The following is a 24,839-nucleotide window of genomic DNA, read 5'->3' on the forward strand; positions in this document are numbered from 1 at the left end:
GGGTCTGTCTCAAGGAGGTTGACAAGTTCCGGGCCCGGGCCGCGCCAGTCCGAAACCGTCGCGGAAACCTGCGGCTGGGGGCGCGGAGCGGGCAATGGGGGCGGGGTGCGGTGGAGGGGGCGGGGCGCGGCCGGCGGCTAGGCCGGGAGGGCGGTGGCGGCGACGCGCAGGACGGTGGCCGCAATGAGCAGGCACACCACTAGGGCCAGTCCGGCGGCCTGCAGCAGTCCCCGGCGGGGGCCGCGCGGAGTGTAGGCGAGCCCGGCGGCACATAAGGCCCCGGTGACCAGGCCGCCCAGGTGGGCCTGCCAGGCGATCTGCGGGACCACAAAGCCAATGACGCCGTTGATGGCGATGAGCACCCAAAGCTGCCTGGTGTCGCCGCCGCGGTGGCGCTGGACCACCAGCATGGCGCCGAAGAGACCGAAGATGGCACCGGAAGCGCCCACGACACCGGCCAGGGGCTGGCCCGGAACGTAGCCCGGCGTCAGCAGCAGATAGCCGACGGAACCGCCCACGGCGGAGAGCAAATACAGGGCCAGGAAGCGGATGCGCCCGAGGAGGGGTTCCAGCGCCTGCCCGAACATCCACAGCATGTACATGTTCAACACAATGTGGAGGATGAAGCCCTGGGAATGAAGGAAAGCCGACGTCAGCATGCGCCAGGGCTCGAACACCCCATACTCCGGGGTGGCGTACACGGTGGCGAATGCGAAGTTTTGGTAAATCCCGTCGTTCGGAACCACCCACTGCAGCACGTACAGCAACGCACAGGCAGCGATGATCCCCAGCGTGACCAGGGGCCTCCCTAAGGCGGCGGCGCCGCCGTAGACCGAGCGCGGCGCCGCCGTCGTGCGCTTTGTTTCGTTGACACAGTCAACGCATTGGAATCCGACGGCGGCCGCCCGCTGGCAATCGGGGCACGCGGGGCGCCCGCACCGCTGGCACCGCACATAGGCGGGGCGGTCCGGGTGCCGGGGGCATACCGGGATCTCCGCGGACGGCTCTGCCGCCGGAATTCCGTAGCTCATGGCCTGGGGCTAGAGCTTTTCTACGTCAATGCTGTTGATAACAACGTCCTCGACCGGGCGGTCGCCCATGCCGGTGCGGACACCCTCGATGGCGTCGACGACCTTCTTGGATTCCTCGTCCGCCACCTCGCCGAAGATGCTGTGCTTGCCCTGCAGCCAGCCGGTGGGGATGGTGGTGATGAAGAACTGGGATCCGTTGGTGCCGCGGCCCATCTGGATGCCGGCATTGGCCATGGCCAGCTTGTAGGGCTCGTTGAAGGTGAGCTCCGGGTGGATTTCGTCGTCGAACTTGTAGCCCGGTCCGCCGATGCCGCGGCCCAGCGGGTCGCCGGCCTGGATCATGAAGTCCTTGATGATGCGGTGGAAGATGGTGCCGTTGTAGAGCGGCGTGCCGGTCTTGTCCTCGCCGGATTCCGGGTGGGTCCAGGCCTTTTCACCGGTCGCCAGGCCGACGAAGTTGTCGACGGTCTTCGGCGCGTGGTTGCCGAAGAGGTTCACGACGATGTCGCCGAGGCTCGTGTGGATAGTGGCTTTTGCGGTTGCGTTGGCAGTCATAGGCCCTATTCTTCCACGGCAGGCCCCCACGTACAGGGCCGCGCAGTCAGTTCCGCGCTGGGTGAAATCGGGGCCAAATCGGGCCGAATAATGGCCGGTGGGGTCCCGGACACGTAGGCTAACAGCAGAACCGTCACATTAATCGGGAGGTAGTTGTGAAGAAAACGGATCGTATTGCCCGTGAGCTGGAGCAGTCAGTCAGCACCGCAGTAGAGAACGCCAAGGACTGGGCAGCCCCCCGGGTTGAAGCAGCAGTCGACTGGGCCGTCCCCCGCCTGCAGCAGGGTCTGGACACCGCTTCTCCCAAGATCCAGGAGGGCCTGAAGTCGGCCGCCCACAACCTGGCCGGCGGCGTTGCGACGGTAACCCCCCGGATCCAGGACGGCCTGGCCCAGCTGGCGCCCAAGATCCACGACGCTGTCGAGAGCGCCACCCCGCGGCTGCACGAGGCCCTGGACAAGGCCACCCCGGTAATCGCCAACGCCCGCGACCGCGTCGTCGTCGAGTACCTTCCCAAGCTCTCGGACCAGATCGGCCACGCCTCCGACGCCGTGCACCGCACCCTTGAAGGCGCACCGGCACACGTGGACGCCGTGGCACAGCGGCTGGTCGACTCCGGTGTTGTCCACAACATCCAGGAGCAGGCGCAGACCGCCGGGCAGCAGCTCAAGGCCGCCGCAGCCGAAGCCAGCCGTGTTGTTACGGGCGAGGTCGCCAAGCCGCAGAAACCGAAGCACCGCGGTTTCCTCATCTTCGGCGTCATCGCTGCGGCCGTGGCCGCGGGCGTCGCCGCCTGGAAGGCCTCCAAGCCGATCGAGGACCCGTGGAAGACCCCGGCCCCCGTCACGCCCACGACGCCGGCGCCGGTCCCGGCCACCACGGTGACCGATGTGAAGGACACTGTGAAGGACACGGCCGACGACGCGGCTGCGGCAACCGTCGCGGCCGCCGACAAGGCTGCCGAGGCCTCAGCTGACGCCGCCGACGAGGTGGCTGCCAAGTCCGACGACACCTCCACGAAGGTTGCCACCGACGCCAAGACCGCGGTACGGAACATTGCCTCGAGCCTGAACGGCGAAAACAAGGCGAAGTAGCCGGCCGCCGCACGGCACCAAGCATCAGGGAGGGATTCCGCCACCGGCGGGATCCCTTCCTTTGGTTTGCCCGCATTTGCCGCTGCCCGCCCCGGGCCCGCCCTACCCACGGCCTCCCTTCCCGCGGTGCGGGCCCCGCCGACAGCCGCCGGCTGCGGTGCAGGTGCTAAATTTGGGGGGATGTCACCCGAAAAATCCTCTGCGGACACCCTGCACGATGCGTTGCTGCCTCCGGCCGTCTCCATCGTCATTCCTGCATACAACGAGGAAAGTGTTATTCGGCAGTGCCTGATTGCCGCCGTCTACCAGTCCGTCCCCGCCCACGAGATCATCGTGGTGGACAACATGTCCAAGGACCGCACCGCGGAGATCGTCCGGCAGATGCAGTTGGAATACCCGGAGAGCCCGATCATCCTGCTCAGCCAGGACAAGGACCAAGGCCTGATTCCAACGCGCAACTTCGGCCTTGACCACGCCACCGGCGACATCCTGGGCAGGATCGACGCCGACTCCGTGCTGGAGCCGGACTGGGTGGAACAGGTCCAGAAGGCCTTCACGGACCCGGCGGTCCATGCGGCCACCGGTCCCGTCGTCTACTACGACATGCCGATGCGTCGTTTTGGCCTTAAGGCCGATGACAAGATGCGCCAGCTCATGCTCAAGCTGGCCAAGCACCAGTATCACTTCCTCTTCGGCTCCAACATGGCCCTGCGCCGTTCAGCCTGGGAGACGATCCGGCTGGAGACCTGCCGGGACGAGAAGGACGAGATGCACGAGGACATCGACCTCTCGCTGCACCTCGCGGACCACGAGCTCCGAATCCAGTACTGGCCGCAGATGGTGTCCGGCATGTCGGCACGCCGGCTCGAGGACTCACCGCGCGACTACCGCTACTACGTGACGCGGTTCGACCGCACGTACAAGGCGCACAACGTCAAGAAGATGGCGCTGAAGGCACCGATGGTCGTCTTCTTTTCGGTCTACTTCCCGGCCAAGCTGCTGCGCGCCATCCACACCGTCAACACCGCCCAGCCGGCCCGGCGCGGCGGCCAGTAGGCCCCGACGGCGCCTGCCGCCGTCGTCGTCAGTCCGTTCCCAGCTCCGCGAGGCGGGCAGCGCTGCGCCGCACCGCACGGGAGCGGCGCTGTCCCATCACGACGACGGCGAGACCCACCAGGATCATCCCCAGCCCGGCGTACGTGCCCGCGGGGAGGGTCTCACCCAGGAACGCCGCCGCCAGCAGCGCCGCGCCCGGGATCTCCAGCAGAATGATCATCGACACCAGCAGCGGACTCATCGTGGCGAGCAGGTGGTTGAACGCCGTGTGGCCCACGAGCTGGGCGCAGACCGTGATGGCAAGGATTCCCAGCCAGCCCGCCGCTTCGAAGCCGACCAGCGGCTGCCCGGCAGCGATAGCCATGACGGCGACGACGGCCGCGCACATGCCGTAACAGAGCGTGGTGTAGACGCCGGTGCCCATGGTCTGGCGGGCCTTGCCCCCGGCCAGCGTATAGATGCCTGCCAGCACGCCTCCGGCGACCGCGAGGAGATCCCCGATTAGAGCCTCCGGGGAGCTGCCCATGTCGAAGCCGGTAATAGCCACGACTCCGCCGAAGGCGAGGCCGAGGCCGGCCAGGACCTGCCAGCGGTGCCGGACGCCGCGGAAGAGCTGGAACACGGCAATCCAGCCCGATTGCAGGCAGACCAGGGCGGTGGCGGCGGCCACCGAGGTCAGCTGCAGGGAGGTGATGAAGCAGGCGAAGTGCAAGGCCAGCGCGAACGCTGCGGCGAGGGACCAGCGGAACTCGCTGCCGGTGACCCGGCCGAACTGTCGGGGCTGCCGGACCAGCACGGGCCCGGCCATGACCGCAGCTCCGATCGCGTTGCGCCAGAACGCGATCGCGAGGGCGCTGACGGAGGTGGCGCCCAGGGTGGCGGCAATCAGGGGTCCGGACGAGGCGACGCCCAGCACCCCCAGCGCGGCGAGGAAGAAGTTCACGCTTCAACAGTAGTGGGCAGGCGGCCCTGTCACCGTCCCGGGCGGTCCCGTGACGCGGGCATCCTGCCGGGTACAACGCAAAAGGTCCCGGCCAGCGTTTCCGCTGACCGGGACCTTTTCTTATGGTGGAGGCACGGGGACTCGAACCCCGAACCCCCTGCTTGCAAAGCAGGTGCGCTACCAATTGCGCCATGCCCCCATAAGAAGCAACCCGTCAATCATACCCCAGCGCCGGAGAGCTGTTTCCAGCTTCCCTGCCGGGATCCGGGCTAATCAACCGTGTCGGTCGACTGGCTCCAGACTGCCTTCCGGGCCTCGGATTCCTGCACTTTCCTGTAGAGCAGGACGCCTGCGATCGTGGCTGCAACTACCAGCAACTTCTTCACATGCACCCCGTTCCGGTCCGGTTTCACGTGGACCTTTACAGGAACCAGTACAGGTTCCGTGGGCGTACCAGGACTTGAACCTGGGACCTCTTCGTTATCAGCGAAGCGCTCTAACCGCCTGAGCTATACGCCCCGATGCCTCATCGGGCCGAGATATGACTTTACAGCACATCCCGGCCCGATCTCAAATCGAGGCATTCCCCCAGGGATTCCCGGGGAAAAGTAGAGGATTTAGTCGTCCGTGAGGGTGACGCCGATGCCGCCCACGAGGGTGGCCGCGATGTTGTAGAGCACTGCCGACAGCATCGACAGGGCGGTCAGCAGGACCACATTGATCACCGCGATAATCACGGCGAAGGAGGCCACCTGACCGAGGGAGGCGACCTTCTTCAGCTCGAAGCCGCCGCTCTCGGAACCGGCCAGGGTTCCGAGCAGGCCGTCGACCTGGTCGAAGATGCCGGTCAGGTCCAGGACGGTCCAGAGCACGATCGCGGCAACGACGGTGACGATGCCGAGGGCAACGGACAGGAGGAAGGCCATCTTGAGCACGGACCAGGGGTCCACCTTGCTGACCAGCAGGCGTGCGCGGCGTACCTTGGCCTTCGGGGCCGGCTTCACGAGGCCCGGCTGGCCGGGCCTCTGGCCGGCGGCTTCTGGGCGCTGTCCCGGCACTGCCGGGCGCTGGCCGGGCGCGGCGGGACGCTGGCCGGGTGCTGCCGGGCGCTGGCCGGATCCGACGACGCCCGGGCGCTGCTGCGGACGCGACGGCGCGTTCACCCGCGGGGCGGCAGCCGGCGGCCGCATGCCGCCGGGACCGCTGCTCGACTTGGGATATGAGTCGGAATTACTCACGCGTTACCTCCGGTGTTGTCTTCGTCCAGCTCGGCATGGCCTGATGACTCATCTGACTCCGGGGCCGGTACTGATTCTGTCTCTGCGGACCCCTCGCGTGATCCGGCTTCTCCAGCCAACGTTACGTCATCCTGCTCCGTAGCCGGAGGTTCAGCGCCGCTTTCGAGGTCAGTTTCCTCGGTCTCGAGGCCGCGCTCACTGTTCCGGGCCACCGCGATGATGCGGTCGTTCTTGTCCGGCTTGGCGAAGATCACGCCCATGGTGTCCCGTCCCTTGGCCGGAACGCCGGCCACCGAGGACCGGACCACCTTGCCGCCTTCCATGACCACCAGGACCTCGTCCTCTTCCTGGACGATCAGGGCACCAACGAGGTGGCCGCGTTCTTCCTGGTACTTGCCGACCTTGATGCCGAGGCCGCCGCGGCCCTGGAGACGGTACTCCTCCACCGCGGTCCGCTTGGCGAAGCCGCCTTCGGTGACAATGAAGACGAAGGAGCCGTCCTGCACGACGTCCGCCGCCAGCAGTTCGTCATCCTCGCGGAACTTCATGCCGGTCACACCCGACGTTGCCCGGCCCATCGGGCGCAGGGCCTCGTCCGTCGCCGTGAACCGGATCGACTGGCCCTTGCGGGACACCAGCATCAGGTCATCGGTCTCGGACACCAGCTGGGCGGAGACAAGCTCGTCGCCGTCGCGCAGGTTGATGGCAATCACGCCGGCGGACCGGTTGGTGTCGTAGTCCTCCAGGCGCGTCTTCTTCACCAGGCCGCGCTTGGTGGCGAGCACCAGGTACGGGGCGTGCTGGTAGTCGCGGAGGTCCAGCACCTGGGCGATGTGCTCGTCCGGCTGGAACGCCATCAGGTTGGCCACGTGCTGGCCCTTGGCGTCGCGGCCGGCTTCCACGAGCTCGTACGCCTTGGCGCGGTAGACCCGGCCCAGGTTGGTGAAGAACAGCAGCCAGTGGTGCGTGGTGGTGACGAAGAAGTGTTCGACGACGTCGTCGCCGCGCAGCTGGGCGCCCTTGATGCCCTTGCCGCCGCGCTGCTGCGAGCGGTAGTTGTCGCTGCGGGTGCGCTTGACGTAGCCGCCGCGGGTAATGGTGACGACCATTTCCTCTTCGGGGATCAGGTCCTCGATCGACATGTCGCCGTCGAAGCCCAGCAGGACCTTGGTGCGGCGGTCGTCGCCGTGCTTGGCCACGATCTCGGCGAGTTCGGTGCTGATGATCTCGCGCTGCCGCTCTTCGGAGGCCAGGATCGCGTTGTACTCGGCGATCAGCGCCTCGAGTTCGGCATGGCGGTCCTGGATCTTCTGGCGTTCCAGGGCGGCGAGGCGGCGCAGCTGCATGTCCAGGATGGCCTTGGCCTGGAGGTCATCGATATCCAGCAGCTGCATCAGGCCCTCGCGGGCGGCGTCGGTGGTGCTCGAGGCCCGGATCAGGGCGATGACCTCATCGAGGGCGTCGAGGGCCTTGAGCAGGGCGCGCAGGATGTGCGCCTCTTCCTCGGCCTTGCGGAGGCGGTAGCGGGTCCGGCGCGCAATGACGTCCATCTGGTGCGTCACCCAGTGCCGAATGAAAGCATCGAGGCTCAGCGTGCGCGGCACGCCGTCCACGATGGCCAGCATGTTCGCGGCGAAGTTGTCCTGCAGCTGGGTGTGCTTGTAGAGGTTGTTCAGCACCACCTTGGCGACGGCGTCGCGCTTGAGCACGATGACGAGGCGCTGGCCGGTGCGGCCGGAGGTCTCATCGCGGAGGTCGGCGATGCCGGAGATCTTGCCGTCCTTGACGAGTTCGGCAATCTTGATCGCCAGGTTGTCCGGGTTGGCCTGGTACGGCAGTTCGGTGACCACCAGGCAGGTGCGGCCCTGGAGTTCCTCGACGTTGACCACGGCGCGCATGGTGATGGAGCCGCGGCCGGTACGGTAGGCATCCTCAATGCCCTTGTGGCCCAGGATCGTGGCGCCGGTCGGGAAGTCGGGTCCCTTGATGCGCTGGATCAGCTCTTCGAGCAGTTCTTCGCGGCTGGCGGTCGGGTTGGCCAGGTACCACTGCACACCGTCGGCGACCTCGCGGAGGTTGTGCGGCGGGATGTTGGTGGCCATACCGACGGCGATGCCTGAGGAGCCGTTGACCAGCAGGTTCGGGAACCGCGCCGGCAGGATGGTGGGTTCCTGATTCTTGCCGTCGTAGTTGTCCTGGAAGTCGACGGTTTCCTCGTCGATGTCGCGGACCATTTCCATGGCCAGGGGCGCCATCTTGGTTTCGGTGTACCGCGGTGCGGCGGCGCCGTCGTTGCCGGGCGAGCCGAAGTTGCCCTGGCCCAGTGCCAGCGGGTAGCGCATGGTCCAGTCCTGGATCAGGCGGACCAGGGCGTCGTAGATCGCGGTGTCGCCGTGCGGGTGGTACTGGCCCATAACTTCGCCGACCACGCGGGCGCACTTGTTGAAGGAGCGCTCCGGGCGGTAGCCGCCGTCGAACATCGCATAGAGCACGCGGCGGTGCACCGGCTTGAGGCCGTCCCGGACGTCGGGCAGGGCGCGGCCCACGATCACGGCCATGGCGTAATCGAGGTAGGAGCGCTGCATTTCGGTCTGCAGGTCGACCTGCTCGACGCGGTCCGTCAGCACATCGGTGTCAAGAACGTTGCCTTCGAGTACGGGCTCCGCGCCGGAGGCGGCGGGGACTTCGGGTGTTTCGTCACTCATCGTCTATGTTTTCCGTTTCAGGTATATATCGGTTCAGGAATATTCAGGGCCGAGGCGCTAGATATCCAGGAACCGAACGTCCTTGGCGTTCTGCTGAATGAAGTTTCGTCGCGATTCAACGTCCTCGCCCATCAGGGTGGAGAAGGTCTGGTCGGCGGCCAGGGCGTCGTCCATGGTGACCTGAAGCAGGGTGCGGTGTTCCGGGTCCATGGTGGTGTCCCACAGCTCCGTGTAATCCATCTCGCCGAGGCCCTTGTAGCGCTGAATGCCGTTGTCCTTGGGGATACGGCGCCCGGCGGCCTGGCCGGAGACCAGCTTCGCGTCTCGTTCGCGGTCGCTGTAGACGTAGTCGTGCGGCGCGTTCGACCACTTGATCCGGTACAGAGGGGGCTGGGCGAGGTAGACGTAGCCGTTCTCGATCAGCGGGCGCATATAGCGGAACAGCAGGGTCATCAGCAGCGTGGTGATGTGCTGGCCGTCAACGTCGGCATCGGCCATCAGCACGATCTTGTGGTACCGCAGCTTGGCGAGGTCGAAGTCCTCCCCGATGCCGGTGCCGAAGGCGGTGATCATGGACTGAACTTCGGCGTTGCCGAGCGCCTTGTCCAGCCGGGCGCGTTCGACGTTCAGGATCTTGCCGCGCAGCGGGAGGATGGCCTGGGTTTCGGGGTTGCGTCCGCGCTTGGCCGAACCGCCGGCCGAGTCACCCTCCACGATGTAGACCTCGCACTTCTGCGGATCCTTGGAGGAGCAGTCGGAGAGCTTGCCGGGCATGCCAAAGGATTCCAGCGGGCTTTTGCGGCGCGCGTTGTCGCGGGCCTTCCGGGCGGCCATCCGGGCCTGGGCAGCGGAGATGGCTTTGCGGATGACGTCGCGGGCCGGGCCCGGGTTGCGTTCCAGCCAGTCGCCGAGGCCGTCGGTGACCACACGCTGGACGAAGCCCTTGACCTCGGAGTTGCCGAGTTTGGTCTTGGTCTGGCCCTCGAACTGCGGCTCGGAAAGTTTCACCGAGATGACCGCTGTCAGGCCTTCGCGGATGTCGTCACCGGTGAGGTTGTCGTCCTTTTCCTTGATGATGCTCTTCTCCCGCGCATAGCGGTTGATGAGCGAGGTCATCGCGGCGCGGAAACCCTCTTCGTGGGTGCCGCCCTCGTGGGTGTTGATGGTGTTGGCGTAGGTGTGGACGCTCTCGGAGTACGCGTTGGTCCACTGCATCGCCATTTCCAGGGCAATGTGCCGTTCCGTGTCCTCGGTCTCGAAGGCAATGACGTCCTCGTGGACGACGTCGACCTTCTTGCCCGAGTTCAGGTGCTTCACGTAGTCCAGCAGGCCGTCGTCGTACTGGTAGACCACCGTGTGGAACTCGGCGGGGACTTCGCCCTCTGTTTCGACGACGTCAAGATCCAGATCACCGTCATCGGACGGTTCCGCGGCGGCGTGGCGCTCGTCGGTCAGCGTGATGCGCAGGCCCTTGTTCAGGAAGGCCATCTGCTGGAAGCGGGCCCGCAGCGTTTCGAAATCGAATTCCGTGGACTCAAAAATGGTGGGATCCGGGTAGAACGTCTGGGTGGTCCCGGTCTCGGAGGTCTCCTCGCCCTTGACCAGGCTGCCCTGCGGCTTGCCGCCGTCGGCGAAGGACATCCGCCAGACGTGGCCCTGCCGGCGGACCTCGGTGTCAACGCGGCTGGAGAGGGCGTTGACCACGGAAATGCCAACGCCGTGCAGGCCGCCGGAGACGGCGTACCCGCCGCCGCCGAACTTTCCGCCGGCGTGCAGGATGGTCATCACGACTTCAACGGTCGGCTTGTGCTCGGTGGGGTGCATGTCCACGGGGATGCCGCGGCCGTTGTCGACCACCCGGACGCCGCCATCGGCGGTCAGGACGATCTCGATGTGTGTGCAGTAGCCGGCCAGCGCCTCGTCAACCGAGTTGTCCACGACTTCGTAGACGAGGTGGTGCAGGCCGCGCGGTCCGGTGGAACCGATGTACATGCCCGGGCGTTTACGGACGGCTTCCAGGCCCTCGAGCACCGTGATGTCGCTGGCACCGTATTCGCGCGGCGTGGCCGCCTCCGCGGGCAAGTCCGCCGCAGCGCCTCCCGCTGCTGGGTCCGCTGCCGGGAAATCTGTATTGTCGTTAGCCACAGGCGCTTTCGACTCCTCTATGTTCGTTGAAGGCCGGCCGTCGCCGTCTCCGGAGAGGAACGGCTACCGCCAACAGGCACGTCACTGATGGCGCCGGCAGCATCGCCTGCAAGGACCCGCCTCCGCACACAAAAAGTGCGTCGGAAACGGACTCAGTCGACGTTTCACCGGCGCCCAGTTATCTACCACGATTCTATCGTGTTATAGGGCGGAATCCCGCATTCCAGGGGCTCAAACGGCAGGCAAAGTGCCGCTGGGAGGCCGTTGGCTCCACCTGCAAGGCTCCAGAGGTGCTCCCGCTGGGTTCCTATACGCATCCGGGGCGTTGAAGCGCCCTACACGGCGTTTGCGGATTTTTCAATAGTTTTGGAAGAAGTGCTTCATACCCCGCGGCAAACAGTAGCGGGCCGCTACCCGTAGGTGTCGCGCGGGCCGCGCCCGTTGACCGTCCGGGCACCCTTGCGCCAGCTCGGCGCCGCGGGACCGAGCACCTGGATGCTGGTCACGACGCCGTCGCCGAGTTCCACGCGGAATTTCTCCAGCAGGCTCAGGCTCAGCAGGCGCAACTGGGTGGCCCAGGCGGTCGAATCGCAGCGGACATGCAGGGTTGTGTCGGTGAAACTCTCCGGCGTGCAATGCGCGGAAATTTCCGGGCCGACGAGGGCCGGCCACTGGGCCATCACGGATCCGACCGCCACGGGTGAACTCCAGCCGCGTTCGGCCACCAGCCTGCCCACCACTTTGCCGAGCCCCAGCGGATCCCGTCCGGTGCCGTGGAACTGGCCAAAACCGCGGGTCCCGGCACTGCGCGCCGGCTTCTGCGTACTTCCCGGCCGCGGCGGTGCCTTCCGCCGGATTTCCCCGCGGGCTGCCGCGGCATCGCGCATCCGGTTCAGCGCAGCCTGCGCTGCGTCGATGTCGTCAGGGTCGCGGCCCGGCTGCAGGCCGCCGTCGGTATCCTTATTCATCGTTTGTCCGGCTCATCGATTCCTCCCGGAATGACCTTCACCCGCCGACCGGCCAGCTCGGCCGGGATGTCATCCTCGACGGCGGCCGTCACCAGGACCTGCTCCGCGCCGGAGACTATTGCGGCCAGTTTACGCCGCCGCTGGACGTCGAGCTCGGCAAAAACGTCGTCCAGGATCAGGATCGGCGCCGACCCGCCAGTGCGTGCGTCGTCGAGCATCACGTAGTACGAGGCGAGGCGCAGCGCCAGGCACATGGACCAGGTTTCCCCGTGCGAGGCGTACCCTTTGGCCGGGGCCTGACCCAGGACCAGGTCCAGTTCGTCGCGGTGCGGGCCCACCAGGGAAATGCCGCGTTCGAGTTCCTTGCGGCGGGAGGCCGCGAAAGCCCGGACATACCGTTCCGTGAGTTCCTCGACGCCCAGCGGGCGGAGGTCTTCGAGACCGTCCGCCGGGGCGGCCCCCGGAACGGCGCCGGAGGATTCGCCGTCGTCGTCAAGCGCCCCCTGCAGGGTGGAGCGGTACACGGCTCCGGCCGCCTTGGACCCGTCGGTGAGCTGGGCGTAGGCGTTGTTGAGGTGGGGCTGCAGCCGTTCCACCAGTTCGAGCCGTGCGTGCAGGAGCTCTGCGCCGGCCCTGGCCATGTGCTGGTCCCAGACATCAAGGGTTGCCTCATGGCCGGCGGTGAATTTTCCGGCGCGGCCGGATTTCAACAGGGCATTGCGTTGCTTCAGCACACGGTCGTAGTCGCTGCGGGTGGCTGCGTGCCGCGGAACAAGGCTGACCATCAACTCATCGAGGAAGCGGCGCCGGTTGGACGGATCGCCCTTGACCAGGGCGAGGTCTTCGGGGGCAAAGAGCACGGTCTGGCAGATTCCGAGGATGTCCCGTGCGCGCACCGGGTTGCTGCGGTTGATCCGGGCCCGGTTGGCGCGGCCGGCGTTGATCTCCAGTTCCAGCACCGTGGACTGCTCACCGCGGACCAGCTTGGCCCGGATCATCGCCCGCTCGGTGCCGAAGCGCAGCAACGGGGCATCGGTACTCACACGGTGGGAGCTGAGGGTGGCGAGGTACCCGATCGCTTCCATCAGGTTGGTCTTGCCAATGCCGTTGGACCCGACCAGCACGGTGACCCCCGGTTCCAGGCTGAGGTCCACCTGGGCGTAACTGCGGAAATCCGTCAGCGAAAGTTGTTCTAGGTACACGCCGGTGTCAGGACTCCAGGGATTACTTGGCCGGCCGGGTGGCGTGGCCGCCGAACTGGTGGCGCAGGGCGGACACCATCTTCATGGCCGGCGAGCTGTCTTCCCGGGAGGAAAAGCGCGCGAACAACGCCGCCGTGATGGCCGGGGCCGGCACCGCGTTGGCGATCGCTTCCTCCACAGTCCAGCGTCCCTCGCCGGAATCCTCCACGTAGTCGTCGATCGATTCCAGCCCAGGATCCTCATCGAGGGCCTTGACCATCAGGTCCAGCAGCCAGGACCGGACGACGGTGCCCTTCTGCCAGGCCCGGAAAGTACCCGGCAGATCCGTGACGATGTCCTTTGCCGCGAGGAGTTCGTAGCCTTCCGCGTACGCCTGCATCAGTCCGTATTCGATGCCGTTGTGCACCATCTTGGCGTAGTGGCCGGCGCCAACGCCGCCCACGTGGACGAAGCTGTCGTCCCGGTCACCTTCCGGACGGAGCGCATCGAAGACTGGAAGGGCCCGCTCGATGTCGGCCGCGTCGCCGCCGACCATCAGTCCGTAGCCGTTCTGGAGGCCCCAGACGCCGCCGGACACACCGCAGTCGGCGAAGTGGATGCCCAGTTCGGCCAGCGAGGCGGCGTGCTTCTGGTCTTCGGTGAAGCGGGAGTTTCCGCCGTCGACCACGAGGTCGCCGGCGTCGAGTTTGCTGCCGAGTTCGGTGATCACGGCGTCGGTGATCTCGCCTGCCGGGACCATAACCCAGATCAGCCGGGGCGCAGGCACGGCGGCGATCAGCTCGTCCACACTAGCGACGTCGGTGACATCCGCGTTGCGGTCGTAACCGGTGACTTCGATTCCACCCTTGCGCAGCCGCTCGCGCATGTTGAAACCCATTTTTCCAAGGCCGATCAGTCCGATATGCACGGTGTGAACTCTTTTCTGCGCTGGGATTTCGGGTGGGCCCACGCCGCCAGGGTTCCCTGCCCGAGCTTGAGAGGCGAGGGTGGCGGTGGGGACTAGTTGGGCAGGCGGACCGGCATAACCAGGTAGCGGTAGTCGCCCTGGTCTTCGCCGTCGGCGTCCTGCTGGGCGGTGATCATCGCTGGCTTCGGGGCCGTGGTGAACGAGAACCGGACGAACTTGGTCTCGATGACACTCAGACCCTCGATGAGGTAGTGCGGGTTGAAGGCAACGGTGATGTCCTCGCCGGTCAGCTGCGCTTCAAGCTCTTCCGAGGCCTGGGCATCTTCGCCGGTTCCGGCGTCGAGGTGCAGCTGGCCCTGCGTGAACGCGAGGCGCACCGGGGTGTTTCGTTCGGCCACGAGGGAGACGCGGCGAACGGCCTCGACCAGTTCCTGGGTCTGCACGGTGGCGTGGATCGGGGTGGAATCGGGGAACAGCGAGCGGATCTTCGGGTAGTCGCCGTCAACCAGGAGCGACGTCGTGGTGCGTCCGCCGCTCTCGAAACCGATCAGCCGGCTGTCGTCGTCGGCAAGGGCGAGGTTGATGTCGCCGCTGCCGCCGAGGGTCTTGGCAACTTCGTTCAGGGTCTTCGCCTTGACCAGGGCGCTGGTGGAGATGCCGGGGGTGGCGGGCTTCCACGGAACTTCGCGCATGGCCAGACGGTAGCGGTCCGTGGCGAGCAGCGTGATGAGATCGTCCTCGATTTCCATCCGGACGCCGGTGAGGATGGGCAGCGTGTCATCCTTGCTGGCCGCGATGATCACCTGCGATACGGCCTGGGCGAAGGAATCACCCGGCACCGTTCCGCTGATCGGGGGCAGCGCGGGCAACGGCGGGTATTCGGCTTCCGGCATGGTGGCCAGGTGGAAGCTGCTTCGGCGGCAGCTCAACGTGACTTTGTTGCCGTCGGTCTCAATTTCGACCGGTGCCGAGGGCAGGCTGCGGCAGATGTCGGCCAGGAGACGACCGGAAACCAGGATGGTGCCTTCGGTGCTGATGTCGGCGGGGATTTCCAGGCGCGCCGAGGTCTCGTAGTCAAAGCTCGAGAGGCTCACGGTGCCGGCTTCCGCCTTGAGGAGCAGGCCCGAAAGCACGGGTACGGGCGGCCGCGGAGACAACGACCGGGCGGCCCAGGTCACGGCTTCGGCCAGGACGTCCCGCTCGACTCTGAACTTCACGGAAGGGTGCCGCCTTTCATTGCTGCTGACATCGATACGAATCATCACTAAAAATCACACTGCCATGGCGGTTCCGGACGTCGTGCCGGATCCGCCAAAAAGGTAAGTGCATGCATCCCGGGCCCGGCTCACCCGACCCCGGTTCCTGGGATCGAATGACAAGAGCGTGTCCGGGACGGACGCACTGCAGACAGCTTAGCCCCAAGAACCGAGTTCTCCCATCCCCGGGTTACACCAGTGTGGTTCACGGCCTGGTTCAGCACGGCCCCTGGGCCGGCCGGTGGAGGGTCGAGAAGAAACTGTTGTTTGAGGGAATTTCATTTTCTTGGGATTAGTAGTGTTAATAACTGCTGTGGAAACTGTGGATAACTGGATCTCGCGGTGCGGTTCCGCGGTTAAGCCCTGTTCATGGACTGTGGGTGGAGCAGGTTTTAAACAGGGTGTGGATGGGGACAACATTTTGGGCCGTTTCGCCGATCCACAGGCGCCTTAAGGGTTTTAAGCCCATTAACCGCGGTTGTCCCCTTAACTATCCACAGGGTTGTCCACAGTGCACTGTTAATAAGGTAAGAGTGCGCGATGCGGGAGGTCAGGAATTGCGCTGCTGCTGCTTGATCCGGTTGGTCAGCTCGGTGACCTGGTTGTAGATCACACGGCGCTCCGCCATCAGCTCGCGGATCTTCCGGTCGGCGTGGATCACCGTGGTGTGGTCCCGGCCGCCGAGTTCCTGGCCGATCTTGGGCAGGGACATGTCGGTGAGTTCCCGGCACAGGTACATGGCGATCTGCCGCGCGGTCACCAGCGTCCGCGTCCGGGACTTGCTGCAGAGCTCCTCCATGCTGAGCTTGAAGTAGTCGGCAGTCTGGGTGAGGATCTGCGCTGAAGTGATCTCCTGGGCGCCGTCGTCGGTGATCAGGTCCTTGAGCACCATCTCGGCCAGGGCCACATCCACGGGCTGCCGGTTCAGGCTGGCGAAGGCCGTGACACGGATCAGCGCACCCTCAAGCTCGCGGATGTTGCTGGAGATCTTCGAAGCGATGTATTCCAGGGCGTCGTCGGGCGCTGAAAGACCCTCGCTCAGCGCCTTCTTACGGAGGATCGCGATGCGGGTTTCCAGTTCCGGCGGCTGGATATCGGTCAGCAGGCCCCACTCGAAGCGGGACTTCATGCGGTCCTCGAAGCCGGCCAGTAGCTTGGGCGGCTGGTCGGAGGTGATGACCACCTGCTTGTTGTTGTTGTGCAGGGCGTTGAAGGTGTGGAAGAACTCCTCCAGCGTCCGGTCCTTGCCGGCGAGGAACTGGATGTCATCGATCAGCAGTACGTCGACGTTGCGGTACGTGGTTTTGAAGCTCGTACCCTCGTCGTCGCGGATGGAGTTGATGAAGTCGTTGGTGAATTCCTCGGAGTTCACGTAGCGGACCCGGATCCCGCTGTAGAGCCGGCGGGCGTAGTGGCCGATCGCGTGCAGCAGGTGGGTCTTGCCCAGGCCGGAGTCGCCGTAGATGAAAAGCGGGTTGTAGGCCTTGGCCGGTGCCTCGGCTACGGCGACGGCGGCCGCGTGCGCAAAGCGGTTGGAGGAACCGATCACAAAGGTGTCGAAAACGTACTTCGGGTTGAGCCGGCCGAATTCGTGGGAGGTGCTCGGCAGCATCGGCTGCGGCTTCAGTTCCACCAGGGGGTCGGCCACCAGGGAAAGCTCGTCCGTGGGCTCGGGTTCGATGTGGAGCGGCACCAGATCGGTGTCGACGTCGATCGCGCAGCGGATCTCGTCGGAAAAGACATCGCGCAGGGCATCGTCGAGGGCTTCCTTGACCTGGGTCTGCAGGACCTCACGGGTGAGTTCGTTGGGGACCGCCACCAGCAGGGTGGACCCGATCAGGCCCTGGGCCTGGGCGAGGATCACGAAGCCACGCTGCCGGGGGGTGACCCGGTGGTCGTTCTCCAGGAGGCTGACCACCCGCCGCCAGGAACTTCCGACGGTATTGGCGTGGTTGGCTTCGTCTACCGTCATCAATCAGTTCCTCAAACCTTGCTTGCCTGCGTTACCTGCAGCCACAGGACCCGGACCAGACTGCTGGCCCCGGGGTTAATCCACAGGGTTGTGCACAGTCCGTGGATAATCGGCTACTGGGACACTCTAGGGGATGAAAAGCCTAGAAGATAGCTGGGGTTAGCCCTGTGGATAATCACATGGGTGTAGTTCGAAATCGAGGCGCGTGACGCACTTCATCCACAGGCTGGCGGGCAGGTTAACCACAGCTGGGGACAGGCAGCGGCGCAGCTCCCGGTTTGACTCGGGAGGCGTTTTTCCCCTAACGTTGTGAAGTCCTTTGTGTCCGCTTTTCGCCTCATTTGAATCTCTCCCCGACGCCTGCGTCGTGCGAGTCGAGGGTGGCGGCACATACAAAACTTAGCGTCGGCCAGTTCTTCCCCTTTTTTGATCGGGTGGGCGCACCTTTGATCCACTGGAGTAACTAACGTGAGCAAGCGGACTTTTCAGCCGAATAACCGCCGTCGAGCCAAGAAGCACGGCTTCCGCCTTCGTATGCGTACCCGTGCCGGCCGTGCCATCCTGGCAGCCCGTCGTGGCAAGGGCCGCACCGAGCTGTCGGCCTAAATAACTGACTCGTCGGTCACCATCCCTATGCGAGTTGAACGGTGCTAGCCACCCGGAACCGTCTGAGGACCCCTACCGATTTTTCAACAACTGTACGTTCCGGCGTCCGCAATGGACGCCGGAACTTAGTGTTATATACGGCAGCTCTCGCTGCCGATGAACCAAGCCGGATCGGTTTCATCGTTTCCAAGAGTGTAGGGAACGCTGTTGTCAGGAACCTCGTTAAGAGGAGACTAAGAGAAGCCGGCGCCTTGTCGCTGCAGAAGTATCCCAGCGGGTTCGCTATCGTGGTCCGGGCCTTGCCCGCCTCGGCGGCCGCCGGCTGGGATGATCTGCTGGGCGACTATGACGCCGCTTTGGAGACAACCATGAAACGGTTGGGCAGCCGCCTTCCACAGGCCGCTTCTACAGTTTCTTACGAGACAACACAGGAAGGGACCCCGCGTGCGTAACTCAACTGCCGCCGTCGTCCCCGTTCCCGGATCCCGTCTCAAAGCCGCGGCAGCATGGCTCGGCCGGGCCGTTTGGAATCTGCCCCGCAACATCCTGATCCTGCTGCTGATGGCCTACCGCAAGGTGGTCTCGCCGCTTTACGGCCAGGTGTGCCGCTTTTTCCCCAGCTGCTCGGCGTATGCGCTCGAGGCAGTCACGGTGCACGGCGCCGTAAAGGGCAGCTGGCTTGCGGCCCGGCGCCTCTCGCGCTGCCACCCATGGAATTCCGGCGGTGTGGACCACGTCCCCGCCGGGCACCGGGAGTGGCCCGAGGGCCACACCCCCAGAATTGTTGTGCTCAACAACCCGGACAAGTATCTGGCTGTTGAGCCTGATGGAGAAGGCCGCTCGGCGGCCTGACGAATAGGGATATCGTATGGACTTCTTTGAAACAATCATGTTTCCGTTCAAGTGGCTGGTTTCCATCATCATGGTGGGCTTTCACGACGGACTGAGCGCCATCGGCCTCCCGGCCGCCAACGGCTGGACGTGGACGCTGTCCATCATCGGGCTGGTGCTGGTCATCCGTGCCGCCCTGATTCCCGTGTTCGTCAAGCAGATCAAGGCCCAGCGCGGCATGCAGCTGCTGCAGCCGGACCTGAAGAAACTGCAGGACAAGTACAAGGGCAAGACCGACCAGCTTTCCCGCCAGGCCATGGCCCAGGAACAGATGGCCATGTACAAGAAGCACGGCACCAACCCGTTCTCGGCCTGCCTGCCCATGCTGATCCAGATGCCGTTCTTCTTCGCCCTTTTCCAGGTGCTTTCGGGGATCAGCAACGCCAAGACCACCGGCAAGGGCATCGGCGCCCTGAGCCACGACCAGGTGGTGCAGTTCGACGAGTCCAGCATCTTCGGCGCCCCGCTGTCGGCCTCCCTGCTGCACGGCGGTGCCGGCGGAAACGACGTGGCTGTCTGGGTCCTCTCGATCGTGATGATCCTGGCCATGACGGCCTCGCAGTTCATCACCCAGAAGCAGATCATGGCGAAGAACATGTCCGAAGAGGCCATGGCTAGCCCGTTCATGCGCCAGCAGAAGATGATGCTGTATATCCTGCCGCTTGTCTTCGGCGTCGGCGGTATCAACTTCCCCATCGGTGTCCTGATCTACTGGACCACCACGAACCTCTGGACCATGGGCCAGCAGTTCTTCGTCATCCGCCGCATGCCGACGCCGGGGTCCCCCGCCGCCAAGGCCCTGGCCGAGCGCCGTGCCGCCAAGGGCCTGCCGTCCCTGCCCCTGATGGGTGCCAAGAAGGCCGACGCCGAGGCCGAAGCGGAAGCCGCCGCCGCCGCCGTCGCCGCCAAGAGCCAGCGGGTACAGCCGCAGCGCAAGAACAGGAAGAGGAAGTAATGTCCGCCGAGAGCACCGAACACGCCATTTCCGCCGAAGCGGCTTCCCAGCCCGAACTCCGGGACGACGTCCTGGCCGACGGCACTACGGCGCAGGACGACGCCAACGACGCCGGCCGCGGCACCGGTAAAGGCTCCTCGGCGAGCCGTCTCGAAGAAGAGGGCGACGTCGCCGCGGACTACCTCGAAGAGCTGCTCGACATCGCCGACATCGACGGCGACATCGACATCGAGGTCCGCAACGGCCGCACCTACATCTCGATCGTCGCCGAGGAGGAAGGTTCCGGCCTCGAGAATCTGGTGGGCCGCGACGGCGAGGTGCTCGAAGCCCTCCAGGAACTGACGCGCCTCGCGGTGCTGTCGGTCACGGAGAACCGCTCGCGCCTTGTGCTGGACATCAACGGCTACCGCGCGGACCGCGCCGGCGACCTGCAGCAGATCGCTGAAGACGCCATCGCCTCGGTCAAGGACACGGGTAAGGCCGTCGCGCTGGCCCCGATGAGCGCTTACGAACGAAAGATCGTGCACGACGCCGTAGCCGATCTTGGATTTGTCAGCGAGTCCGAAGGCGAAGGTGCCGACCGGCACATCGTTGTCTCCGCAGACTGAATCCGCGGACTAGCTTGATGGTTGAAATTACTGCGGCCGAACTGAAGGCCGCCGAAGCTATCTTTGGTGACCGGCTGGATTTGGCCAAGCGCTATGTGGAGCACCTGGCCACGTCCGGGACCGAGCGGGGCCTGATCGGGCCCCGTGAAGTACCGCGGCTGTGGAGCCGGCACGTCCTCAACTGCGCCGTGATCGAGCGGGAAATCGCCCACGGAAGCCACGTGGCCGACGTCGGCAGCGGCGCCGGTCTTCCCGGACTCTGCCTCGCCATTGCGCGCCCGGACCTCGAACTCACTCTGATCGAACCCTTGGAGCGCCGGGTGATCTGGCTCCAGGAAGTGGTCGATGACCTCGGACTGGACAACGTCACCGTCATGCGGACCAGGGCGGAACTGGCCGTGGGCCAGGTAACGGCCGACGTCGTCACAGCCCGCGCCGTGTCAGCCCTTTCAAACCTTGCCGGACTGACCATTCCGCTGCTCGCCGGAAAAGGCGAAGTCGTAGCGATCAAGGGTCGAAGCGCCGGCGAGGAAATCGAGAAGGCGGCTAAAGTCATCCGCAAGCTCGGTGGTGTGGAGACCTCTGTGGTGGTGGTTGGTGAGGACCTCCTGGAGGAACCCACAACCGTAGTCCGAATCGTTGTGAACAAGCCCCGAAAGATTGCGTAGCACCAGCCCGGTGCCGCCGGTCTTATTAGGGAAGAGGTTAGGCTAGTGATCGGCAGTAAACGCCGAATGAGAGTGAGAGTGTCAGAGTGAGCAGTAGCGAAGCCTCCACACAACGGATTCCCCCGTTCGTGTCCCTGGGGTCAGCACGTGCCTTCGGGGTGCCGGCTGTCGCTCACAATGTCCCCGCTAAGCAAACTCTTGCGGTTGCAGACTCACCTTTTGCCAGCGTTTCACGTGAAACTTCCGCTCCCTCGATCGGCAACGTACTGGACTCCATTGATGATTCCAGTCCGATCGCCCGCGAGCTCGCCCACGAGAACAAGCGCCGCGAGCGGCTGTTAGGACGCGAGCTGCCAAAGCCGGAAAAGACCCGCATCTTCACCGTCTCCAACCAGAAGGGCGGGGTGGGCAAGACCACCACTACCGTTAACATCGCTGCCGCCTTGGCCGCCGCCGGGCTCAACGTCCTGGTCATCGATATTGACCCTCAGGGCAATGCGTCCACCGCGCTGGGCATTGAGCACCACGCGGACGTCGACAGCATTTACGACGTCCTGATCAACGATGTGCCGTTGCAGGACGTTGTGGCTCCCTGCCCCGACATCGCCAAACTGATCTGCGCCCCCGCCACGATCCACCTCGCCGGCGCCGAGATCGAACTCGTCAGCCTCGTGGCCCGCGAGCAGCGCCTCCGGCGCGCGATCGATGTCTACGCCAAGGAACGCGCCAAGAACGGCGAGGAGCGGCTGGACTACATCTTCATCGACTGCCCGCCGAGCCTGGGACTCCTAACCGTCAACGCTTTCTGCGCGGCCGGTGAAGTCCTGATCCCGATCCAGTGCGAGTACTACGCACTGGAGGGCCTGAGCCAGCTGCTCAAGAACATCGAGATGATCCAGAAGCACCTCAACGCGGATCTGGTGGTCTCGACTATCCTGCTGACGATGTATGACGGGCGCACCAACCTTGCGGCTCAGGTGGCGGCCGAGGTACGCGAACACTTCCCGGAGCAGGTTCTTGGAGCTGTAGTTCCACGCTCGGTGCGCATTTCGGAGGCGCCGAGCTACCAACAGACCGTGATGACCTATGACCCTTCCTCCAGCGGCGCTCTATCCTATTTGGAAGCCGCAGCGGAAATTGCTGAACGTTAGAATCTTCTCAACAATTGCACTAGCCAGAGCCGGAGTATGCCGGGCTCTTCCACTGGAGGGATTTATCCATGAGCGATAAGCGACGCGGCCTTGGCCGTGGACTTGGCGCGCTGATTCCAAGTTCCGCCTCGGCCAACGCCTCCGGGAACGGTTCCGCCCCGTCCCGGCCCGTGGATCTGTTTTTCCCCGAAGCCAAGAAGCGAACCCCGGACACTGCGGCGGCCGATGAGACCACTGCAGCTGAGGCACTGGACGCGAAGACGACGGCGTCTTCCGCAGCCAGTGATTCAGTAGGGTCTGACGCCCAGGCGAAGGCGTCGGCCTCAAAGCCGGCGGCGAAGGACGCCAAAGCCGCGGCTCCGACGTCGGATGAAGCTGCGCGTCTTGCCGCCAAGAAAGCACCGGCCCGGAAGCCTGCCGCGGCCAAGACCGATGCCCCGATCGCTGCGCGCGAGACCACGGAACCGGCCGCCGCGAGCTATGGCGACAGTGACGACAACGGCGTGGACCTCGTCGACGTCCCCGGCGTCCGCTTTGCCGAAATCCCTGTCTCGCACATCCACCCCAACCGCAAACAGCCCCGTTCGGTCTTCGATGAGGACGACATGGCGGAGCTCGTGCACTCTGTTCGCGAAATTGGCGTGCTCCAGCCAATTGTGGTTCGTACCTCAACCGAAGAAGGTGGCGAACCCTATGAGCTCGTCATGGGTGAGCGGCGCTGGCGGGCAGTTCAGGCCGCCGGACTGGACACCATCCCGGCGATCGTCCGCGACACGACCGACGACGACCTGCTGCGGGATGCTTTGCTGGAGAACCTCCACCGCAGCCAGCTGAACCCGCTCGAAGAAGCAGCGGCTTACCAGCAGCTGCTGGAAGACTTCGGTACCACGCATGAACAGCTCGCCGACCGGATCGGGCGATCCAGGCCTCAGGTGTCCAACACGCTTCGACTGTTGAAGCTGCCGCCGCTGGTACAGCGCCGGGTTGGTGCCGGCGTCATCTCGGCAGGACATGCCCGGGCCCTTCTTGCGCTTCCGGACGCCGCCGCCATGGAGCGCCTTGCGCAGAAGATCGTGGCCGAAGGTATGTCGGTCCGGGCCACTGAAGAGGCTGTGACGCTGTACCAGAGCCCTGCGGCCGCGACGAAGAACAACATTCCCCGCCCCGGGGCTCGCCACGAACGACTCGACTACCTGGCCTCCTCGTTGTCGGACCGCCTCGACACCAACGTCAAGATCTCCCTCGGCGCCCGCAAGGGGCGCGTCAGCATCGAATTCGCAAGCGTTGAGGACCTCAACCGGATCATGGACGTACTGACTCCCGGTAACCCAAGCTAGATCCTAGGTTTTACTCAAGGCAGGCCCCGTTTCACGTGAAACGGGGCCTGTTTTTTGTCGTGGCTGACTCGTAGATGCAGGGCAAAACATTTTGAAGCTGGTGTACTTTCGTTCTTGAGCCATGCCGGGGCATTCTGGGGCCGGCGAACCTAGGCTTACCGGACACCGCTTTTGGAGTCCCTTTGTTTAGATCTTCGGGAGAAGAGGCCATTTGAGGCGCCTGTGTGGCGGTAACTGTGTGGCCGTACCCGGCGCCCCTTTGCCGATGCCTGGAATTCGCGGTCATCGTCGGCGCAGATGGTGTATGTGTGTCTAGGGAGCTTCGGACGACACCCAGCGTCGCTCCTAGACCGGCCCAATGGGCGACCCCAAACGGGCGCATATTGAAGGGCCGGAGGCGTCCTGCGGGTGCGGGAGCCGGTTGGCTGAGATCCCCTACTGCAGCCGGAGGTCCGTAACGTTCGGTGTTACCCGCTGAATGCCTGGCCCGCAGGCGGGATCCAGGCTGATCGTCGCGTAATCAGGAGCGCGAAGCGGTCATTTATGGGCTGGTTTCACGTGAAACGTCATCGTAGCTATGCCGATGGAACCCTCCTCTGCCCTCTTTGCGCTGGTGGTGCATCGCCCCCGCAGTCATCTTAGTAGGATGACCACTCTCCCGGGCTGTGCGGCACATCTTCCAGGCCCGGCCTACGGTGCGCTCAGGGGCGTACGGGATCTAGGAGGCACGTTGGGACGCACTAGATTCGGCCCCTGGACCGTTCATATGTCTCTAGATGGCAGTTGATTCCGCCAACACCCGTGCGCCCACTTTCCGTGACGCGGCAATTCCTGTGTGAACCCTGAGCCGACGTGGGCTACGGCCCGCCCAGCCATGCGAGCTCTGTAGCTACGCACGGGTGCTTTGATGGCACAGGGACCGCGGGTACCAAGGGCGAACGATGGGAATGTTTCACGTGAAACCGCCTGGTACACGCCGCATCCGGCTTTGATGATCTCGGCGCGTTGTTGCCCAGCGGCTGCACGAGTCCGCAGATGGAACGGTGGCGATTGTGGTGCACGGAGAATGAGGCTGTCTCCGGTTCGGCGCACCGTGCTCGGTGCACGTGTTCTGGACCGCGAAACTCCGCTCTTCACGAGGGTCGAAGGGGTGCCTGGTGCGCTGAACCTTGCGGGACACACAGTGGAGAGAGAAAGTCTGACGCCACCCCGTGGTCTGGCAGGGGCCGTGTAGGGCCCGAGGCAGCAGCTCCAATGTGGGCGGATGGAATGCCTCCTCCGTCGCCAGTCAAGCCTCCGGAGACGGCAGCAAAGGGACTCTGGGCGCCGGCATAGCGGCCTGTACAGCTGCAGTCCCTTTACTCCCAGCGATCGTGCCCAGGGCGGGTTACTGGCGTGCCACAGGAACTCGGGGGCGACTATGTCAGTTGTCTCTGGCACGCGGATCGGGCCGGTGAAAGGACAGCGAGATGCTGCGGGGGCTGATGTCCCAACGGTCCCCCGCAAACGGGACAAAACGCCGGACAGATATGGCCTGGTCTGTCGGGTCTG

Annotated in this window: 22 protein-coding genes and 2 tRNA genes; 10 read left to right on the plus strand and 14 right to left on the minus strand. The window is 64.9% G+C overall.

The features are described from left to right. Positions 1 to 137: 137 nt before the first annotated feature. Together ABLI39_RS06700 and ABLI39_RS06705 are read right to left on the minus strand one after the other, a co-directional pair. Complete coding sequence (locus ABLI39_RS06700; RefSeq protein ID WP_349412662.1) at positions 138 to 1,031, minus strand: rhomboid family intramembrane serine protease; 894 nt, start codon at positions 1,029 to 1,031, stop codon at positions 138 to 140. Positions 1,032 to 1,040: 9 nt separating this feature from the next. Further along, positions 1,041 to 1,586, minus strand: a complete 546-nt coding sequence (locus ABLI39_RS06705) for a peptidylprolyl isomerase (RefSeq protein ID WP_146336206.1) — start codon at positions 1,584 to 1,586, stop codon at positions 1,041 to 1,043. Between the two features lie 155 nt (positions 1,587 to 1,741). Between ABLI39_RS06705 and ABLI39_RS06710 the strand changes: the two genes are divergently transcribed. After that, positions 1,742 to 2,680: a hypothetical protein gene (locus tag ABLI39_RS06710; RefSeq protein WP_349412663.1), complete on the plus strand. Its 939-nt coding sequence runs from the start codon at positions 1,742 to 1,744 to the stop codon at positions 2,678 to 2,680. Positions 2,681 to 2,860: 180 nt separating this feature from the next. Continuing rightward, entirely contained in the window at positions 2,861 to 3,736 is an 876-nt protein-coding gene (locus tag ABLI39_RS06715) for a glycosyltransferase family 2 protein (RefSeq protein WP_349412664.1), read from the plus strand. A gap of 28 nt (positions 3,737 to 3,764) precedes the next feature. On the opposite strand, the gene ABLI39_RS06720 is transcribed toward ABLI39_RS06715, so the two are convergent. The 12 genes from ABLI39_RS06720 to dnaA form a co-directional block, all read right to left on the minus strand. Next, positions 3,765 to 4,679, minus strand: coding sequence for a DMT family transporter (locus ABLI39_RS06720; protein WP_349412665.1), 915 nt, complete (start codon positions 4,677 to 4,679; stop codon positions 3,765 to 3,767). 123 nt (positions 4,680 to 4,802) lie between these two features. After that, positions 4,803 to 4,878: transfer RNA gene (locus ABLI39_RS06725), tRNA-Ala, on the minus strand. A 70-nt stretch (positions 4,879 to 4,948) separates the two neighbouring features. Then, positions 4,949 to 5,092 (minus strand): DLW-39 family protein, encoded by a 144-nt coding sequence (locus ABLI39_RS06730; RefSeq protein ID WP_497899054.1) that lies wholly within the window; start codon positions 5,090 to 5,092, stop codon positions 4,949 to 4,951. A 32-nt stretch (positions 5,093 to 5,124) separates the two neighbouring features. After that, positions 5,125 to 5,198 (minus strand) — tRNA-Ile (locus tag ABLI39_RS06735). 98 nt (positions 5,199 to 5,296) lie between these two features. Then, on the minus strand, positions 5,297 to 5,917 hold the full coding sequence (locus tag ABLI39_RS06740; RefSeq protein ID WP_349412666.1) for a DUF3566 domain-containing protein: 621 nt from the start codon (positions 5,915 to 5,917) through the stop codon (positions 5,297 to 5,299). Then, on the minus strand, positions 5,914 to 8,622 hold the full coding sequence (gene gyrA, locus ABLI39_RS06745; protein ID WP_349412667.1) for a DNA gyrase subunit A: 2,709 nt from the start codon (positions 8,620 to 8,622) through the stop codon (positions 5,914 to 5,916). Before gyrA ends, ABLI39_RS06740 begins: the two co-directional genes overlap by 4 nt. A 57-nt stretch (positions 8,623 to 8,679) precedes the next feature. Then, entirely contained in the window at positions 8,680 to 10,767 is a 2,088-nt protein-coding gene (gene gyrB / locus ABLI39_RS06750; RefSeq protein ID WP_349412669.1) for a DNA topoisomerase (ATP-hydrolyzing) subunit B, read from the minus strand. A 410-nt stretch (positions 10,768 to 11,177) separates the two neighbouring features. Further along, complete coding sequence (locus tag ABLI39_RS06755; RefSeq protein WP_349412670.1) at positions 11,178 to 11,735, minus strand: DciA family protein; 558 nt, start codon at positions 11,733 to 11,735, stop codon at positions 11,178 to 11,180. Continuing rightward, on the minus strand, positions 11,732 to 12,937 hold the full coding sequence (recF, locus tag ABLI39_RS06760) for a DNA replication/repair protein RecF (protein ID WP_349412671.1): 1,206 nt from the start codon (positions 12,935 to 12,937) through the stop codon (positions 11,732 to 11,734). The genes ABLI39_RS06755 and recF overlap by 4 nt, the downstream gene beginning before the upstream one ends. 22 nt (positions 12,938 to 12,959) lie before the next feature. Next, on the minus strand, positions 12,960 to 13,844 hold the full coding sequence (gene gnd, locus ABLI39_RS06765) for a phosphogluconate dehydrogenase (NAD(+)-dependent, decarboxylating) (RefSeq protein ID WP_349412672.1): 885 nt from the start codon (positions 13,842 to 13,844) through the stop codon (positions 12,960 to 12,962). Between the two features lie 92 nt (positions 13,845 to 13,936). Continuing rightward, positions 13,937 to 15,061 (minus strand): DNA polymerase III subunit beta, encoded by a 1,125-nt coding sequence (gene dnaN / locus ABLI39_RS06770; protein ID WP_349412673.1) that lies wholly within the window; start codon positions 15,059 to 15,061, stop codon positions 13,937 to 13,939. A gap of 589 nt (positions 15,062 to 15,650) precedes the next feature. Continuing rightward, positions 15,651 to 17,072 (minus strand): chromosomal replication initiator protein DnaA, encoded by a 1,422-nt coding sequence (dnaA, locus tag ABLI39_RS06775; RefSeq protein WP_146336216.1) that lies wholly within the window; start codon positions 17,070 to 17,072, stop codon positions 15,651 to 15,653. A 468-nt stretch (positions 17,073 to 17,540) separates the two neighbouring features. On the opposite strand from dnaA, the gene rpmH reads away from it, so the two are divergent. The 8 genes from rpmH (at position 17,541) to ABLI39_RS06815 (ending at position 23,288) form a co-directional block, all read left to right on the plus strand. Further along, complete coding sequence (gene rpmH, locus ABLI39_RS06780) at positions 17,541 to 17,678, plus strand: 50S ribosomal protein L34 (protein WP_003800212.1); 138 nt, start codon at positions 17,541 to 17,543, stop codon at positions 17,676 to 17,678. 41 nt (positions 17,679 to 17,719) lie between these two features. Further along, positions 17,720 to 18,130 carry a ribonuclease P protein component gene (rnpA, locus tag ABLI39_RS06785; RefSeq protein ID WP_349412674.1) on the plus strand — a complete coding sequence of 137 codons (411 nt, stop codon included), beginning with the start codon at positions 17,720 to 17,722 and terminating at the stop codon, positions 18,128 to 18,130. Beyond that, positions 18,123 to 18,530, plus strand: coding sequence for a membrane protein insertion efficiency factor YidD (gene yidD, locus ABLI39_RS06790; protein ID WP_349412675.1), 408 nt, complete (start codon positions 18,123 to 18,125; stop codon positions 18,528 to 18,530). Before rnpA ends, yidD begins: the two co-directional genes overlap by 8 nt. Positions 18,531 to 18,546: 16 nt before the next feature. Further along, positions 18,547 to 19,524, plus strand: a complete 978-nt coding sequence (yidC, locus tag ABLI39_RS06795; RefSeq protein ID WP_349412676.1) for a membrane protein insertase YidC — start codon at positions 18,547 to 18,549, stop codon at positions 19,522 to 19,524. Then, a complete protein-coding gene (locus tag ABLI39_RS06800; protein ID WP_349412677.1) occupies positions 19,524 to 20,132 on the plus strand; it encodes a Jag family protein in 609 nt (202 codons plus the stop codon). The genes yidC and ABLI39_RS06800 overlap by 1 nt, the downstream gene beginning before the upstream one ends. Positions 20,133 to 20,149: 17 nt before the next feature. After that, the gene (gene rsmG, locus ABLI39_RS06805; RefSeq protein WP_146336221.1) at positions 20,150 to 20,800 is read left to right on the plus strand and encodes a 16S rRNA (guanine(527)-N(7))-methyltransferase RsmG; all 651 of its coding nucleotides are present in this window, start codon (positions 20,150 to 20,152) and stop codon (positions 20,798 to 20,800) included. Positions 20,801 to 20,886: 86 nt separating this feature from the next. After that, entirely contained in the window at positions 20,887 to 21,951 is a 1,065-nt protein-coding gene (locus tag ABLI39_RS06810) for a ParA family protein (RefSeq protein ID WP_349412678.1), read from the plus strand. A 68-nt stretch (positions 21,952 to 22,019) separates the two neighbouring features. Then, the gene (locus ABLI39_RS06815; protein ID WP_349412680.1) at positions 22,020 to 23,288 is read left to right on the plus strand and encodes a ParB/RepB/Spo0J family partition protein; all 1,269 of its coding nucleotides are present in this window, start codon (positions 22,020 to 22,022) and stop codon (positions 23,286 to 23,288) included. Positions 23,289 to 24,839: the final 1,551 nt, after the last annotated feature.

The organism is Pseudarthrobacter sp. B907, from assembly GCF_040137805.1.
In the GTDB taxonomy this organism is placed as follows: domain Bacteria; phylum Actinomycetota; class Actinomycetes; order Actinomycetales; family Micrococcaceae; genus Arthrobacter.

What these genes read in the sequence shown, in the direction of transcription:
- ABLI39_RS06700 (WP_349412662.1), bottom strand. Translation starts at nt 1,031, where the DNA reads ATGAGCTACGGAATTCCGGCGGCAGAGCCGTCCGCGGAGATCCCGGTA.
- ABLI39_RS06705 (WP_146336206.1), bottom strand. Translation starts at nt 1,586, where the DNA reads ATGACTGCCAACGCAACCGCAAAAGCCACTATCCACACGAGCCTCGGC.
- ABLI39_RS06715 (WP_349412664.1), top strand. Translation starts at nt 2,861, where the DNA reads ATGTCACCCGAAAAATCCTCTGCGGACACCCTGCACGATGCGTTGCTG.
- gyrA (WP_349412667.1), bottom strand. Translation starts at nt 8,622, where the DNA reads ATGAGTGACGAAACACCCGAAGTCCCCGCCGCCTCCGGCGCGGAGCCC.
- ABLI39_RS06755 (WP_349412670.1), bottom strand. Translation starts at nt 11,735, where the DNA reads ATGAATAAGGATACCGACGGCGGCCTGCAGCCGGGCCGCGACCCTGAC.
- dnaA (WP_146336216.1), bottom strand. Translation starts at nt 17,072, where the DNA reads ATGACGGTAGACGAAGCCAACCACGCCAATACCGTCGGAAGTTCCTGG.
- yidC (WP_349412676.1), top strand. Translation starts at nt 18,547, where the DNA reads ATGGACTTCTTTGAAACAATCATGTTTCCGTTCAAGTGGCTGGTTTCC.
- ABLI39_RS06800 (WP_349412677.1), top strand. Translation starts at nt 19,524, where the DNA reads ATGTCCGCCGAGAGCACCGAACACGCCATTTCCGCCGAAGCGGCTTCC.
- rsmG (WP_146336221.1), top strand. Translation starts at nt 20,150, where the DNA reads ATGGTTGAAATTACTGCGGCCGAACTGAAGGCCGCCGAAGCTATCTTT.
- ABLI39_RS06815 (WP_349412680.1), top strand. Translation starts at nt 22,020, where the DNA reads ATGAGCGATAAGCGACGCGGCCTTGGCCGTGGACTTGGCGCGCTGATT.